At 67.9% G+C, this 13,793-nt stretch carries 13 protein-coding genes; 8 read left to right on the top strand and 5 right to left on the bottom strand.

Annotated features, from left to right (window positions below; all coding sequences use genetic code 11):
• The first annotated feature begins 400 nt into the window (after window positions 1–400).
• The 6 genes from ABZ795_RS22740 (at window position 401) to ABZ795_RS22715 (ending at window position 6,388) form a co-directional block, all read left to right on the top strand.
• The gene (locus ABZ795_RS22740) at window positions 401–1,666 is read left to right on the top strand and encodes a beta-ketoacyl-[acyl-carrier-protein] synthase family protein (RefSeq protein WP_327026573.1); all 1,266 of its coding nucleotides are present in this window, start codon (window positions 401–403) and stop codon (window positions 1,664–1,666) included.
• Complete coding sequence (locus tag ABZ795_RS22735) at window positions 1,663–2,883, top strand: ketosynthase chain-length factor (protein ID WP_327026572.1); 1,221 nt, start codon at window positions 1,663–1,665, stop codon at window positions 2,881–2,883. The genes ABZ795_RS22740 and ABZ795_RS22735 overlap by 4 nt, the downstream gene beginning before the upstream one ends.
• The gene (locus ABZ795_RS22730) at window positions 2,880–3,131 is read left to right on the top strand and encodes a phosphopantetheine-binding protein (RefSeq protein WP_327026571.1); all 252 of its coding nucleotides are present in this window, start codon (window positions 2,880–2,882) and stop codon (window positions 3,129–3,131) included. Before ABZ795_RS22735 ends, ABZ795_RS22730 begins: the two co-directional genes overlap by 4 nt.
• Window positions 3,132–3,133: 2 nt before the next feature.
• A complete protein-coding gene (locus ABZ795_RS22725) occupies window positions 3,134–4,159 on the top strand; it encodes a ketoacyl-ACP synthase III family protein (RefSeq protein WP_327026570.1) in 1,026 nt (341 codons plus the stop codon).
• A 17-nt stretch (window positions 4,160–4,176) separates the two neighbouring features.
• Entirely contained in the window at window positions 4,177–5,166 is a 990-nt protein-coding gene (locus tag ABZ795_RS22720; RefSeq protein ID WP_357531791.1) for an acyltransferase domain-containing protein, read from the top strand.
• A 175-nt stretch (window positions 5,167–5,341) separates the two neighbouring features.
• On the top strand, window positions 5,342–6,388 hold the full coding sequence (locus ABZ795_RS22715; RefSeq protein ID WP_357531790.1) for a nucleotide disphospho-sugar-binding domain-containing protein: 1,047 nt from the start codon (window positions 5,342–5,344) through the stop codon (window positions 6,386–6,388).
• A gap of 11 nt (window positions 6,389–6,399) precedes the next feature.
• Here ABZ795_RS22715 and ABZ795_RS22710 read toward each other — a convergent pair whose 3' ends face one another.
• From ABZ795_RS22710 to ABZ795_RS22690, 5 genes are all read right to left on the bottom strand, one after another.
• Window positions 6,400–7,224 carry an NAD(P)H-binding protein gene (locus ABZ795_RS22710; protein WP_357531789.1) on the bottom strand — a complete coding sequence of 275 codons (825 nt, stop codon included), beginning with the start codon at window positions 7,222–7,224 and terminating at the stop codon, window positions 6,400–6,402.
• Window positions 7,225–7,593: 369 nt separating this feature from the next.
• On the bottom strand, window positions 7,594–7,899 hold the full coding sequence (locus ABZ795_RS22705) for a hypothetical protein (protein ID WP_327026566.1): 306 nt from the start codon (window positions 7,897–7,899) through the stop codon (window positions 7,594–7,596).
• A 569-nt stretch (window positions 7,900–8,468) separates the two neighbouring features.
• The gene (locus ABZ795_RS22700; RefSeq protein WP_357531788.1) at window positions 8,469–9,224 is read right to left on the bottom strand and encodes a TylF/MycF family methyltransferase; all 756 of its coding nucleotides are present in this window, start codon (window positions 9,222–9,224) and stop codon (window positions 8,469–8,471) included.
• Window positions 9,225–9,256: 32 nt separating this feature from the next.
• Window positions 9,257–10,831, bottom strand: a complete 1,575-nt coding sequence (locus ABZ795_RS22695; RefSeq protein ID WP_327027154.1) for an FAD-binding protein — start codon at window positions 10,829–10,831, stop codon at window positions 9,257–9,259.
• Between the two features lie 31 nt (window positions 10,832–10,862).
• Window positions 10,863–11,300 (bottom strand): organic hydroperoxide resistance protein, encoded by a 438-nt coding sequence (locus tag ABZ795_RS22690; RefSeq protein WP_357531787.1) that lies wholly within the window; start codon window positions 11,298–11,300, stop codon window positions 10,863–10,865.
• A 200-nt stretch (window positions 11,301–11,500) separates the two neighbouring features.
• Between ABZ795_RS22690 and metK the strand changes: the two genes are divergently transcribed.
• Both metK and ABZ795_RS22680 read left to right on the top strand, forming a co-directional pair.
• Window positions 11,501–12,688 carry a methionine adenosyltransferase gene (gene metK, locus ABZ795_RS22685; RefSeq protein WP_327026563.1) on the top strand — a complete coding sequence of 396 codons (1,188 nt, stop codon included), beginning with the start codon at window positions 11,501–11,503 and terminating at the stop codon, window positions 12,686–12,688.
• On the top strand, window positions 12,685–13,674 hold the full coding sequence (locus ABZ795_RS22680) for a carbohydrate kinase family protein (protein ID WP_327026562.1): 990 nt from the start codon (window positions 12,685–12,687) through the stop codon (window positions 13,672–13,674). Before metK ends, ABZ795_RS22680 begins: the two co-directional genes overlap by 4 nt.
• Window positions 13,675–13,793 lie beyond the last annotated feature (119 nt).

Below are 13,793 nucleotides of genomic sequence, written 5' to 3'. Positions count from 1 at the left end.
GGTAGCACAGGTCATGGACCGGTCGACATGGCCCAGACCGGTCGCGAACCGTTCCTACTGACGGTCATGCGGATGCGGTACCAGTGGAGTAGAAGCGCGGGGGAGAGCGCCTCCGGGGACACCACATGCAGAGAGATCTGCCACCCGGGTCACAGCTACCTCCGTTAGCCGGTGAGTATCGGCTTTCCAGATGGTCGGCCGGCGTGCTCGGAAAGCAACCGGGGTCCGCTCCAGAGACGCTCTGACAGCGGCACTTCAACGGTTTCCGGACCGTGCCGGACACGATCACCGCAGACCACGGTCAAGGGCGACCAGATGTCCGGTTATCCCTCTAGCCCATTTCTAGAGCGACGGCCCATCGTGAGTTCAGCAATCGATGCGCACGATCTGGGAGCCAGCCATGGGAGAACGTCGTGTCGCCATCACCGGGATAGGTGTTGTCGCCCCCGGCGATGTCGGGACAAAGGCGATGTGGGAGCGCATCGTGTCCGGTGTGCCTGCGACCAGGCTGATCACGGCGTTCGACTCCACGCCGTTCCGCTCGAGGGTCGCGGCAGAGTGTGACTTCGACCCGCGTAAGGAAGGCCTCACCGAGGACGACATCGAGCGGCTGGACCGAGTGGGCCAGTTGGCTGTCGTCGCGACCAGGGAGGCACTGGCGGACAGCAACTTCGAGTGCGTGCCAGACAACGCGCACCGGGTCGGGGTAAGCATCGGCAACGCGGTGGGCTGTTCGCAGCGCCTAGAGCAGGAGTATCGCGCGGTCAGCGACGAAGGAAGGCAGTGGTTGGTCGACCACCGCCGCGCGTCACCCAACCTCTACGACTACTACGTCCCCAGCTCGCTGGCGGCCGAGGTCGCGTGGCTGGTCGGTGCGGAAGGGCCCAACTCGATCGTCTCGGCGGGGTGCACGTCCGGAGTCGACGCCGTCGGTTACGCCTGGCAGCTGATCCGGGAGGGCACGGTCGACGTCATGGTCACCGGCGGTGCGGAGGCGCCGATCACCCCCATCACAGTCGCCTGTTTCGACGCGATCAAGGCGACGTCGCCACGCAACGACGACGCGGGGAGTGCCTCGCGTCCATTCGACCGGACCCGCAACGGGTTCGTGCTCGGCGAAGGGGCTGCCGTCCTCGTGCTGGAGGAGCTCGAGCACGCGCGCGCACGTGGCGCACACGTCTACGGCGAGGTCAGCGGTTACGCCTGTCACGGGAACGCTCACCACATGACCGGCCTGCGCCCGGACGGGCGAGAGATGGCGGCCGCGATCACCTCGGCGCTGGACAGAGCCAAACTCGACCCGACCGCCGTCGACTACGTCAACGCGCACGGTACGGCCACCCGGCAGAACGACGTGCACGAAACCGCTGCCTTCAAACGCAGCCTCGGCGAGCACGCTTATGCCGTGCCGGTGAGCTCGATCAAGTCGGTGATCGGCCACTCGCTCGGCGCCGTCGGTGCGATCGAGGTGGCCGCGTGCGCGCTGGCGATCGAGCACGGCGTGGTGCCGCCGACCGCCAACCTGCACCATCCCGACCCCGAGCTGGACCTGGACTACGTGCCGTTGGTCAGCCGCGAACAGGACCTGGCCACCGTGCTGACGGTGGCCAGCGGGTTCGGCGGGTTCCAGAGCGCGATGGTGCTGACGGATGCGAGAGTTCGATGACCGCAGCGGTGGTCACCGGTTTGGGGGTCGTGGCACCCAACGGGCTCGGCACGGAAGCCTTCTGGTCGGCGACCCTGCGTGGCGAGGACGCGATCCGGCCGTTCAGGCGCTTCGACCCCGGCTCGTATCCCAGCAAGCTGGCTGGTGAGGTACTCGACTTCGACGTGAGCAAGCACATTCCGAGCAGGCTGATCCCGCAGACCGACCGGATGACTCAGTTCGCCCTCGCCGCCGCCGACTGGGCGATCGCCGACTCCGCCGTCGACACCACACGGTTGTCCCCGCTGGAGATGGGGGTGATCACGGCCAGCGCGGCAGGCGGCCTCGAACTCGGCCAGCGCGAGCTGCAGAACCTGTGGCGTGACGGGCCGGACCACGTGAGTGCCTACTTGTCCTTCGCGTGGTTCTACGCGGTCAACACCGGTCAGATCTCTATCCGGCACGACATGCGTGGTCCCACCGGGGTGTTCGTGGCGGAACAGGCGGGTGGCCTCGTCGCCATCGCCCACGCCAGGCGGGTGGTCCGCAGCGGGACCCCGCTGGTGCTCACCGGTGGCATGGACTCCACGCTGTGCCCGTACGGCCTGACCGCTCAGGTTGCCGGCGGCCAGCTGTCCACGCGGGAGGAGCCGGCCCGTGTGTACCTCCCGTTCGACAAGGACGCCAACGGACAGGTGCCGGGTGAGGGTGGAGCGATCCTCGTGGTCGAGGACGAGCGGCGGGCACGGGCGCGTGACGCGCGGATATACGGTGAGATAGCCGGCTACGGCTCAACCTTCGACCCTCGGCCGGGTTCTGGGCGGCCGCCCAACCTCCGGCGTGCGATCGAGGTCGCGCTCGATGACGCTGGGCTGGACACCGCCGACATCGCGGTGGTTTTCGCCGACGCGGCTGGCGTCGCCCCGCTCGACCGTGTCGAGGCGGAGGTGCTCGTCGAGATGTTCGGTCCACACGGCGTGCCGGTGACCGCGCCCAAGACCATGATCGGTCGCCTCTACTCCGGCGGTGCCCCACTCGACGTCGTGCTGGCGTTGCTGGCGCTGCGTGACGGAGTCATCCCGCCGACCACGAGAGTCACACCTTGCTACGACATCGACGTCGTCCTCGGGGAAAGACCGAGGCCGTTCGCCGGCTCGGCCGCACTAGTACTCGCCAGGGGGCACGGGGGGTTCAATAGCGCACTGGTCGTCAGCAACCGGAGAAGGGAAGACGGATGAGCGAGCTCACGTTGTCCGAAATGATCGAAATCATGCGTGAATGCGCTGGCGAGGAGGCGTCGGTCGACGTCGGCGACGACATCGGGGATGTGGACCTCCAACTCCTCGGGTACGACTCCCTGGCACTGATGGAGGCCGCCGCAATCGTGAAGCGCACGTACCGCGTCGAACTGTCCGACGACGCACTGTCCGAGGTGCGCACGCTCAACCAGTTCGTGGCCGCGGTTCAGCAAGTCGGCCGCAGCTGACGGTGGAACTCCCCTACATCGACAGCACGGGGACGTGGTTGCCGCCGAGGGTGCCCACCGGGCAGGTGGTCGCCGCCGGCAGGTTCGATGCAGCGCTGGCTCGGGTCACCGACGTGGTCTCGGTCGCGGTGGCCGGCGAGGAGTCCGCGCCGGAGATGGCCGTCCGCGCGGCTAGGACGGCGTTGGCCCGTGCCCGCTCAACGGCCGCCGACATCGACCTGGTATTGCACGCCAGCTTTTTCTACCAGGGCCACGATCTGTGGGCGCCAGCATCCTACGTGCAACGGGAGGCGGTGGGGAACAACTGCCCGGCCATGGAGGTCCGCCAAATGTCCAACGGCGGGATGGCCGCGATGGAGCTGGCTTCCGCCTACCTCGCCGTCGATCCTGGGCGCTCCTCGGCCCTGATCACCACGGGAGATAAGTTCTGCCAGCCCGGTTTCGACCGCTGGCACAGCGATCCCGGCACCGTGTACGCCGATGGCGGAACGGCGTTGGTGCTGTCCCGCCGTGGCGGGTTCGCGCGGCTACGCAGCCTGGTCACCCTGTCCGTGCCGGAGCTGGAAGGTATGAACCGCGGTGACGACCCCTTCGGGCGAACGCCGTTCGAGCACCGGCCACAGGTCGACTACGAGGTGTGCAAGCGTGCCTTTCTCGCCAGGACCAGCGTGTCCTACGCGGTCTCGTTGGTGAGTTCCGCTCAGGAACGCGTGATCAAGCAAGCCCTGGCCGCCGCAGATCTCGAACTCGGCGACATCGACCGGATCGTGTTGCCGCACGTGGGTCGCAGGCGGCTGAAGGTAGCGTTCTTCAGCAGTTTCGGCATCGACCCAGCGAGGACCACCTGGCCGTGGAGTCGTGCTGTCGGCCACCTCGGCGCGGGCGACCCTATCGCCGGCCTCGACCATCTGGTGACCAGCGGCGTGCTCGATACGGGCCACACGTGCATGCTGGTGAGCGTCGGTGCCGGGTACAGCTTCTCGTGCGCAGTGGTCGAGGTACTCGACCGCCCGGCGTGGGCCGGGTGAGGAAGGGAAGGAGGCCGATGGGCCGACCGATCGCGTTGTTGTTGCCAGGCCAGGGATCCCAGCACGCCGGCATGGCCACCGGCCTGTATCGGACTGACCCGGTGTTCACCGCGGCTATGGACGAGGTGTTCGCCGAGATGGGAGAGGAAGGCGCCCGCCTGCTGGCCGACTGGCTCGCGCCGCACCCACTCGTCGACCTCGACCACGTCACCCGCTCACAGCCCCTGTTGTTCGCTATCGACTACGCGTTGGGGCAGGTCGTACTCGACTGGGGTCTACGGCCGGAAGCGTTGTTGGGGCACAGCATCGGTGAAGTGGCCGGGGCCACGCTGGCCGGCGTGTTCAGCCTGAGTGACGCGGTCCGGCTCGTGCTCGACCGGATACACCGGCTGGCCGACGGCCCGCCGGGCGGCATGCTCGCTGTCGCTGCGCGGCGGGAGGACGTCACGGCCTTCCTCGACGGCGACGTCGTCATCGGTGCTGTCAACGCGCCGAGGCAGATCGTGCTCGCCGGCCCGGACCCGGCACTCGCGTTGGTGGAGAAGTCCCTGGTGGCGCAGAACTTCACGTGTCGACGGGTTCCTTCGCTCAGTCCGTTCCACAGTCCGGTGCTCGAGCCGGCCACCGCGGGAGCGGCCGAAGCGATCGCCAAGTTGCCGGTCTCCCCGCCGCGGATCACCCTCTATTCCTGTTACACAGCGGTTCCGTTGACGCATGAGGACGTGGCCGACCCGAACTACTGGGCCCGCCAACCGGCCGCAGCGATCTGGTTCTGGCCCGCGCTGAACGCGATGCTGGCCGAACGCGACGTCGTCCTCGTGGAGACCGGACCCGGCCAGGGACTGGCTCAGCTGGCCAGACGTCATCCGGCGGTACGGGCCGGCCGCAGCACGGTGGTGTCGCTGTTGCCGGGCCGCCCGGGGCCGGGTGATCTCGACCGGTCCGCACTGGCCGACGCAGCGAAGAGCCTTGGGGTAAGAGGACGTACTGACCTACCAGGAATGTGAGCAATCGATGCGCGTGCTTTTTGCGGTATCGTCGTGGCCCACTCAGTATGCAGCGATGGTTCCGATCGGCTGGGCCCTGCAGGCGCTCGGGCACGACGTTCGAGTCTTGTGCGCACAGTCCCAGGTGGATCCGCTGTGCAGAGCAGGGCTCACCCCGGTCCCTGTTCTCGACGGAATGACCGTCGAGGTACGCAATCGGCTCCAGCACTACCAGGAGGCGGTCGACGGACCGTGGCGCTATCCGTGGTTGCCGCTGCACCCACTCACCGGCGAGCCGCTGGACAGCCTCGCCGGCTTCGACGTCGCGGACTACCGGCGGCGTGTCGAGCCGGAGTTGGCGAGGCGGACGGCACTCAGCTTCGACGCTGCTGTCGACTACGCACGCCGGTGGCGTCCCGACGTCGTGCTGCAGGACCCCGCCAGCCTGGAGGCCCTACTCATCGGCCGGGTGCTCGACATTCCCGCAGCCGTCTGCCTGTGGGGGCCGATCGGCACCGAGGAGCCCGCGCACGTCCGTCCGCTGCCGGCCGACTTCAGTGGCTCGTTCGAGCGTTACGGTGTCGACTTCGGGCCGGATATGATCGAGTACGTTATCGACCCGTGCCCGTCATCGCTCGAACCGCCGACTCGGGCCAAGCGCCTGCCCGTACGGTTCGTGCCCTACAACGGGAGTGCGATGGCCCCGGCGTGGTTGCTGGAGCCGCCGCCCGCTCCTCGAGTGTGCATCACGTGGTCGACCGCGTTGTCCACGGTCTGCGGCCCGGCGACCCACCTGCTGCCGAACCTGGTCGACGCGCTCGCCGGCACCGGCTTCGACGTCGTCGTCACGGCCACCGCCCAGGACGCGGCCACGGTCGGCGCGACGCCATCCAATGTGCGGGTGGCCCAACGCCTTCCGCTGCACGCCCTGCTGCCGAGCTGTGCCGCAGTCGTGCACCATGGCGGATCTGGCAGCGCGATGACAGCCGTCGCGGCCGGCGTGCCGCAACTGGCGGTCACCTTCGCCACCGAGCAGGCGACGACCGGATCCCGGCTGGCTGCCACGGGAGCGGCCGTCCACCTGCCCGGCGACGAGGCCGAGCGGGACGTCCTCCTGACAATGGTCGAGGGACTGGTGAACGTGGCCGGCTACCGGGAGAGTGCCGCCGTACTGCGGACCGAGAGCCGGCAGCGGCCGTCCATGGCGGAACTGGTCAACACACTCGAGAACCTGGCCCGATAACCGAGGCTGTCCTACCTGAAGTCGTCGGCGTGGTCAGCAGCCCACTCGGCGAGTGTGTGCGCCCGCTTGCCGGTCGCCTCGGCCACGTCCGGCCGCGCCTCAGGCGGGTGATCCGTCCACGTCTTGAAGTACGAGTGAAGGTAGTCGATCACCTCGACCGGCCAGCCGACCTGCAGCATCTCCTCCTTCTCCTGCTCGGGGGTGATCACCTCGATCGTGACTTCTTTGCCGACGGCGTTGGCGATCGCCATGACCTGCTCGCGTTGGGTGGTGGCCTCGGGCGCGGTCGGCCGGTAGATCTTGCCGGCGTGACCGTCGTTTACCAGCGCCGCCGCGGCCACCGCGCCGATGTCGGTCTCGTGTACCGGCATGCCCTTGGCGTCCGGGAAGGCCAGCCGGACGTGGCCCTGGCGGATCGGCTCCGACCAGCTGTCACGCTTGTTCAACGCGAACTCGCCAGGCCGCACGTGAGTCCATTCCAGGCCGGAGTTCTCCACCGCCTTCTCGACGACCAGGTGGTACCCGTCATCGTGCTTGTCGGTCACAGCGTCCGAGGACAGCACCACGATCCGCCGGACACCGGCTTGTTTCGCCAACTCGACGACCTGTGCCGCAGTCTCCGGCACGGCGAACAGGTGCATTGCCGTGACACCGGCCAACGCCGGCCGGATGGTTTCCGGCTCCAACAGATCACCTTGTACGACTTCGACTTCCGGCGGGAACGAAGCCTTGTCCGGATCGCGGGTCAGCGCGCGGACCTGAGCCCCGGCCGCAAGGAGGTGCTTGACCACCTCCTTGCCGACGTTGCCGGTGGCGCCGGTCACTAGAATCGTCACAATTCCTCCCAGGATCTCGGAATAATGTGCTCGCCGCCCGCATCAGCGGGTGAGCGCGGTACTTAGGTAGTGGCCGTGTGGCTTCGGCCGGTCGTGATCTGCTCCGAAGTGCCCGTCCCGATCAACCTGCCGCCCTGATCACCGCCGCTGGTGCCGATGTCGATGGTTCAGTCCGCTCGGGCGCTCCCTCCAGGCGAAACACAGCAAGCATCCCCATCAGGGTTGGTGTCGATGCGGAGAAACGCTACCAAATATACGGGAGTCGTGGCAATGATACCCGTTCTTCTAATGCGGAGTGGATATCGCGTTCATGTAGGTCGGCTGACTGCTTCTGGGGTGCAAATCGCTGACAGCATGAACGCTGATTTGTCAAATGCGGTGGTCGTGTCCGGTTCTTAAGTTCGTGGCACGCTTTCGCGTCGCTGAAGCCATGCGCGGGGCCACCTCCTCGACGCCTGCGATCCGCACACCCGTGGCCGATCCGCAGCCCGAGTTGTGCGCCGTCACCGAGGAGGTCGCCGACCTGGCGAAGAGGGCCGGGGTGCTGTCGTTGTCGGGCCGGCCGTACGTCACGGTGGAGAAGGCGGTCCAGCGGAACCAGGTCCGGGCGATGGGTGACGCCATCGGCAGGCAGACCGGATCGAGGAACTGCCCGGCACAGCTGCGGGCGAACATGTTGCGCGAGGGTGGCCGGAGATCACCGCGGACCTTATTCGCGGCGGTACGCGCGGTAACCGGTCGACCCGGACGCACGTTCGCTCGGTGGGCGGCCGATCGTGTGGCGGACGTCCGGCAACGCTCGCGTCGGAACCGGGTCGGTAGCGTCGCGACCTGTCCCGGTCTTCATGATCTCTCGCTATTCACGGTATGTCTGCGTCAATAGCGAAGGCAGTTGCTCGCTCCTCGTCTGACCTGCGGAGTGATCGAACGCTTGACAGCATTCCTTGCGTTCTGTCAAGCGTCGGAGAGGACCAATTTTCCATGCACGTTCCGCTGGCGAAGAATGAGCCCCTTTTTATCGTGGGCTTCAGTCGCTCTGAACGTGGTGCAGGACGAGGATGGCCGGACGTACCGCCATGCTGTCGTGACGCTGACCGCGAAGCCACAGGCCAGATGGGTGATGGTGGCCCCGATGCGGAGGAGTGTTGAGGGGACGCCGGGCGGGCTGAAGGCGTCGATGGGCAACGGCGCCGTGCACGTGCGGCTCTTCGATCCGGACGACCACGGCCGGAGCCGCCGGTGTCTCAGCTTTCCCGGCGCCAGTACACGCTGCTGTCGTCGATGGTCACCAGCTCGGCGGTGATGCCGTGCTGGTCGCGGAACTCCGTCGTCGCGAGCCGGCAGGCGGGGATGACGTAGTCGTCGATGATGACGAAGCCGCCGGGCGACAGCTTCGGGTATAGGTTCACCAGGGTGTCCCGGGTGGACTCGTACAGGTCGCCGTCGAGCCTCAGCACCGCGAGTTGGTCGATCGGCGCCGTCGGCAGGGTGTCGCGGAACCAGCCCTTCAGGAACACGACCTGCTCGTCGAGCAGCCCGTAACTCTCGAAGTTGCGCTTTACCTCGTCGAGCGAGACGGCGAGCTGGCTGTTGTACTGATGCAGCGCTAGGTCGCGGTCGTCGGGATGGCTGCTCTCATCGGTGACCGGCATGCCCTCGAAGGAGTCGGCCACCCACACCCGGCGATCCTTGACCTCGTGAGCGTGCAGCACCGCACGCGCGAAGATGGAGGCGCCGCCGCGCCACACCCCGGTCTCGATCAGGTCGCCGGCGACGCCGTCGGCCAGCACCCGTTCGATGCAGGACTGGAGGTTGTCCAGCCGCTTGAGCCCGATCATGGTGTGCGCCACGGACGGCCAGTCCTCGCCGTTGACCCGACTGTGCTCGTGGTACCCGGGGCCCTGGTAGAACCAGGAGGCCTCCTGCGCGGCGTCTCGGTAGATGACGTTGGTCAGGACCTTCTTCAAGAGATCGAGATAGAGCGTGGTGTCACTGGCCATGGAAGGTCCCTCGCTGAGTGATTGAGGCCGCGTCATGCCGGCCGGACGGACAGCAGGTGCCGGAAGACGCCGCGGGGATCCCACCGTGCCTTCACCTGCTGCAGGCGCGGGTAGTTTTCGCGGTAGTAGAGCGCGTGCCAAGGAGTGCCGGAGGTGTTCCAGACCGGATCCGCGAGGTCCGCGTCCAGGTAGTTGACGAACGTTCCGCTGTAGGCCGGGCCCGGGACCGGCACCCCACCCGTGTCGGCGTGTACGTCGCGGTAGAGGCCGCGGATCCAGGAGAGGTGGTGCTCGTCCTCCTCCGGCAGCGACCAGGCAGTCTCGAAGAACGAGCTGAACGCCGCGTCGCGATGGACCATCGCGGTGGCGTTCGCCGGCACCGCGTTGATCTGCCCTCCGAAGGTGCTGAGGTAGGCGCCGGAAGGGTAGTGCTCGGCGCCGCCCTGCTGCAGGTACCGGTGCACCACAGCGATCTGCTGGTCTGTCCAGGGCCGGCGCAGCAGCGCCGACTTCGACTTGATCCGGTACCCGCTGAGCCCCGGATAAAGCGAGGTGGTGGCCCGCAGCCAAGGCCACGTGAAGACCTGTGTGGCCGGGGTCGCGGGCACCCCCGCGCCGATGGCGGCGATGTACCCGGCCATCAGCTGCTCGGCGCCCGGCTGCTCCTCATCGAGCTGGACATCCAGCCGGATCTCGCCCGCTGCCCTGTGCAGGAGGCTCAGCCCGGCGTGCAGGTCCGCGCCGGGATGCTCGCGATGCCAGGTCGTGTAGTTGTGAATGAGCCGGGCGAACGCCGCCTCGTCGATGTCCGCCCACTGCCACGAGACGCTGGCCTGGCGCAGGGTCACCGGAGGCTTCGGCAGCAGGCGTGCGGGATCACTGCCCCGCGCCTGCGGCGAACGGAACCAGTAGCGGCTGACGATGCCGAAGTTACCGCCACCGCCACCGGTGTGAGCCCACCACAGATCGCGGTGCGGGTCGTCCGGTTCGCGCGTCGCCACCACTTTCCGCGCCTGGCCCGAGCGGTCGACCACGACCACCTCGACGGCGTAGAGGTGGTCTACGACGGAGCCGTACCGGTGTGACAGGGCGCCGTAACCGCCGCCGACAACGTGGCCTCCCGCGCCCACGGTCGGGCAGGTCCCCCCGGGCAGAGTCACCCCCCAGCCGAGGAACAGCTTCCGGTAGATCTGGCCCAGGGTCGCGCCCGCTTCGACGACGAACGCCCGCCGCACGGGGTCGAACGAGACCTCGTTCATCTCCGACAGATCGATGACCATCCGAACGTCCGGGGCGTCCGGGATGTTCTCGAAGCAGTGCCCGCCACTGCGGACCGCCAGACGTTTCCCGGTCCGTACGGCGTCGGTGACGGCCCGCACGATCTGATCGGCCGAGCCGACCAGGCGAACCTCGTCCGGGCGGCCCACGAAGCGTCCGTTGTACGCACGGGTCGTCAGCTCCTGGTATCGCGGGTCCCGGGTCCGGACCGTCACCGGCCCGAACGACGGCGCGCACCCGCCGGCCGCAGCCGACCCGGGCTGCCATAACCCACCGACAGCCATCCCACCGGCCGCCGCTGAGGCGCTGAGGAACCCGCGGCGTGTCACTTCGTTCACAGGCGTACCCGATTCTTGGCTGTCACAGTGATTGGTGGTCGTGCTCGATGAGGACGAGGTCGACGTCGACGTTGCCCTGGATCGCGCGGGAGTAGGGGCAACCACGGTGCGCGGAGGCGACGATCCGTTCCGCCACGGCACGGGCTACGCCCGGCAGATCGACTCGGAGGGCGACGGTCAGGCCGAAGCCTGGCCCCTGACGGCCGATGCCGACCCGGGCGGTCACCGAGGAGCCGTACGGCTCTATACGCTCCGAGCGAGCGGACCAGAGCACCGCGTTGTGGAAGCAGGCCGCGTATCCCGCGGCGAAGAGCTGCTCGGGATTGACGGCCAGCCCACCAGAGCCGCCCATCCTCACCGGGAGTTCCAGCCGCTCGTGCAGGACGCCGTCCGAGGTGCGGACCTCGCCTTCCCTGCCGGCCCCGGTCGCGGTGGCTTCGGCGGTGTACAGAATCTCCATGCCAGGCCCCCTGCGGTGGTGGTCGCGGCCAGCAGGCACCGGCACACGGCCGTCTCGGTAACGACGTCGCGGATCGTCCCGAACGCTAAAGAGCGGTCCTAGAAGACCGCTCGACGTCCGCTACCGGGCGCCCCTGGGGCTCCATCGTTGCTCGAGCGGTGCGAGTGATGATGCCTGCAGGACTGAAGCGAGGAGAAGCCATGGGACGTCTGTTCACCTCCGAGTCGGTCACGGAAGGCCACCCGGACAAGATCGCCGACCAGATCAGCGATGGCATTCTCGACGCCCTGCTGGCGCAGGACCCCCGTAGCCGCGTCGCGGTGGAGACCCTGATCACGACCGGCCAGGTTCACGTGGCCGGTGAGGTGACCACCAAGGCGTACGCGGACATTCCGAGCATCGTGCGCGAGACGATCCTGGCCATCGGTTACGACTCGTCCAAGAAGGGCTTCGACGGCGTCTCGTGCGGCGTCAGCGTCTCGATCGGCTCGCAGTCGCCCGACATCGCCCAGGGCGTGGACAATGCGGTCGAGCTGCGCGAGGGCAACTCCGAGCATGCGCTCGACGCCCAGGGTGCCGGCGACCAGGGCATGATGTTCGGCTTCGCCTGCTCGGAGACCCCGGAGCTGATGCCGTTGCCGATCGCGCTGGCGCACCGGCTGGCCTGGAGGCTGTCGACCGCGCGTAAGGACGGCACGATTCCGTACCTGCGGCCGGACGGCAAGACCCAGGTCACCATCGAGTACGACGGGCTGCGGCCCGTGCGGCTCGACACGGTGGTGGTGTCCTCGCAGCACGCCGCTGGTGTCTCACTTGAGGCGCTGCTGACTCCCGACGTGCGCGACTACGTGATCCATCCGGTGCTGGAAGGTCTGAATCTCGACACTGCGGACTACCGGCTGCTGGTCAACCCGACCGGTCGTTTCGAGATCGGTGGCCCGATGGGTGATGCCGGCCTGACCGGGCGGAAGATCATCGTCGACACCTACGGCGGGTACGCCCGGCACGGCGGTGGCGCCTTCTCCGGCAAGGACCCCTCGAAGGTCGACCGCTCAGCGGCGTACGCGATGCGTTGGGTGGCGAAGAACGTGGTCGCGGCGGGGTTGGCGGAGCGGTGTGAAACGCAGGTTGCGTATGCGATCGGTAAGGCGCACCCGGTGTCGTTGTTCGTGGAGACGTTCGGTACGGAGCACGTACCGGTGGAGCGGATCGAGAAGGCCATCCACGAGGTGTTCGATCTGCGTCCGGCGGCGATCATCCGGGATCTGGACCTGCTGCGTCCGATCTATCAGCAGACCGCGGCGTACGGCCACTTCGGCCGCGAACTGCCGGAGCTGCTGTGGGAGAACACCGACCGCGCCCAGGACCTCAAGAACGCGGCCGGATGACCGCCGTGTCCCGCGTCGTCGTGACCGGCTCCATCGCCACCGATCACCTGATGAGCTTCCCGGGTCGCTTCGCCGACCAGCTCATCGCGGACCAACTCCACACGGTGTCACTCTCCTTCCTCGTCGACGAGCTGACCGTACGGCGCGGCGGGGTGGCCGCCAATATCGCGTACGGATTGGGCCTGCTCGGCCTGCGCCCCGAACTGGTCGGCGCGGTTGGCCCGGACTTCGCCGACTACCGCCAGTGGCTGGAACGGCACGGCGTGGACTGCGGCTCAGTGCTGGTCAGTGAGAGCGCGTACACAGCCCGGTTCGTCTGTACCACCGACGATGATCTGTGCCAGATCGCCTCCTTCTACCCTGGCGCGATGACCGAGGCGGCCGCGATCGATCTCCGCGCGGTGCTCGGCGCTGCCCCGGTCGCCCTAGTCCTCGTCGGCCCGGACGACCCAGTCGCCATGCGCCGCCACGCCAGTGCCTGCCGCGACCGGGGCGTCCCGTTCATCGCCGATCCCTCGCAGCAACTCGCCACCATGAGCGGCACGGACATCGCCGAGTTCCTGACCGGGGCGGCCTACCTGATCACCAATGAGTACGAATACGAACTCCTGAGAACCAAGCTGGACATCGAGGAGGCCGACCTCGACGGGATGGGCGGCGTGGTGGTGACGACCCGCGGCGCTGACGGTGTGCTGATACGGGCAGCCGGCGCTCAGGCACACGTTCCGGCCGCCTCGGTGGCGGGGGTGGTTGACCCGACCGGTGGCGGGGACGCGTTCCGGGCCGGATTTGCCGCGGGCGTCGTGCGTGGACTGCCAAGCCAGACGGCCGCGGCGTTGGGGTGCCAGCTCGCGGCGTACGCGATCACCGAACCGGGCGGCCAAGAGTACGCCCTGACGGCCTCTACCCTGTGCCGCGACCTCGCCCTGACATACGGCGAAGCGGTGGCCGAGGCAGTGAGCCGAACGTTGAATGCCCAGCCGTGATCGCCGGTGGGTACCGGCGGCCGCTACACATCCTCGTGACCGTGGCCGGCTCCCCCTGGAGCATCGAGGAGCTGTTCCAGACCGGCAGAGGCCAGAGATCGGCCGTGGCGCTACCGCCA

It is taken from the genome of Micromonospora sp. NPDC047134 (assembly GCF_040643455.1).
In the GTDB taxonomy this organism is placed as follows: Bacteria; Actinomycetota; Actinomycetes; order Mycobacteriales; family Micromonosporaceae; genus Micromonospora.
Note: the sequence above shows the minus strand (reverse complement) of the source record. Positions and strands in the feature narration are given on the sequence as shown.

What these genes read in the sequence shown, in the direction of transcription:
- ABZ795_RS22740 (WP_327026573.1), top strand. Translation starts at nt 401, where the DNA reads ATGGGAGAACGTCGTGTCGCCATCACCGGGATAGGTGTTGTCGCCCCC.
- ABZ795_RS22735 (WP_327026572.1), top strand. Translation starts at nt 1,663, where the DNA reads ATGACCGCAGCGGTGGTCACCGGTTTGGGGGTCGTGGCACCCAACGGG.
- ABZ795_RS22730 (WP_327026571.1), top strand. Translation starts at nt 2,880, where the DNA reads ATGAGCGAGCTCACGTTGTCCGAAATGATCGAAATCATGCGTGAATGC.
- ABZ795_RS22720 (WP_357531791.1), top strand. Translation starts at nt 4,177, where the DNA reads ATGGGCCGACCGATCGCGTTGTTGTTGCCAGGCCAGGGATCCCAGCAC.
- ABZ795_RS22715 (WP_357531790.1), top strand. Translation starts at nt 5,342, where the DNA reads ATGACCGTCGAGGTACGCAATCGGCTCCAGCACTACCAGGAGGCGGTC.
- ABZ795_RS22705 (WP_327026566.1), bottom strand. Translation starts at nt 7,899, where the DNA reads ATGTTCGCCCGCAGCTGTGCCGGGCAGTTCCTCGATCCGGTCTGCCTG.
- ABZ795_RS22700 (WP_357531788.1), bottom strand. Translation starts at nt 9,224, where the DNA reads ATGGCCAGTGACACCACGCTCTATCTCGATCTCTTGAAGAAGGTCCTG.
- ABZ795_RS22690 (WP_357531787.1), bottom strand. Translation starts at nt 11,300, where the DNA reads ATGGAGATTCTGTACACCGCCGAAGCCACCGCGACCGGGGCCGGCAGG.
- metK (WP_327026563.1), top strand. Translation starts at nt 11,501, where the DNA reads ATGGGACGTCTGTTCACCTCCGAGTCGGTCACGGAAGGCCACCCGGAC.
- ABZ795_RS22680 (WP_327026562.1), top strand. Translation starts at nt 12,685, where the DNA reads ATGACCGCCGTGTCCCGCGTCGTCGTGACCGGCTCCATCGCCACCGAT.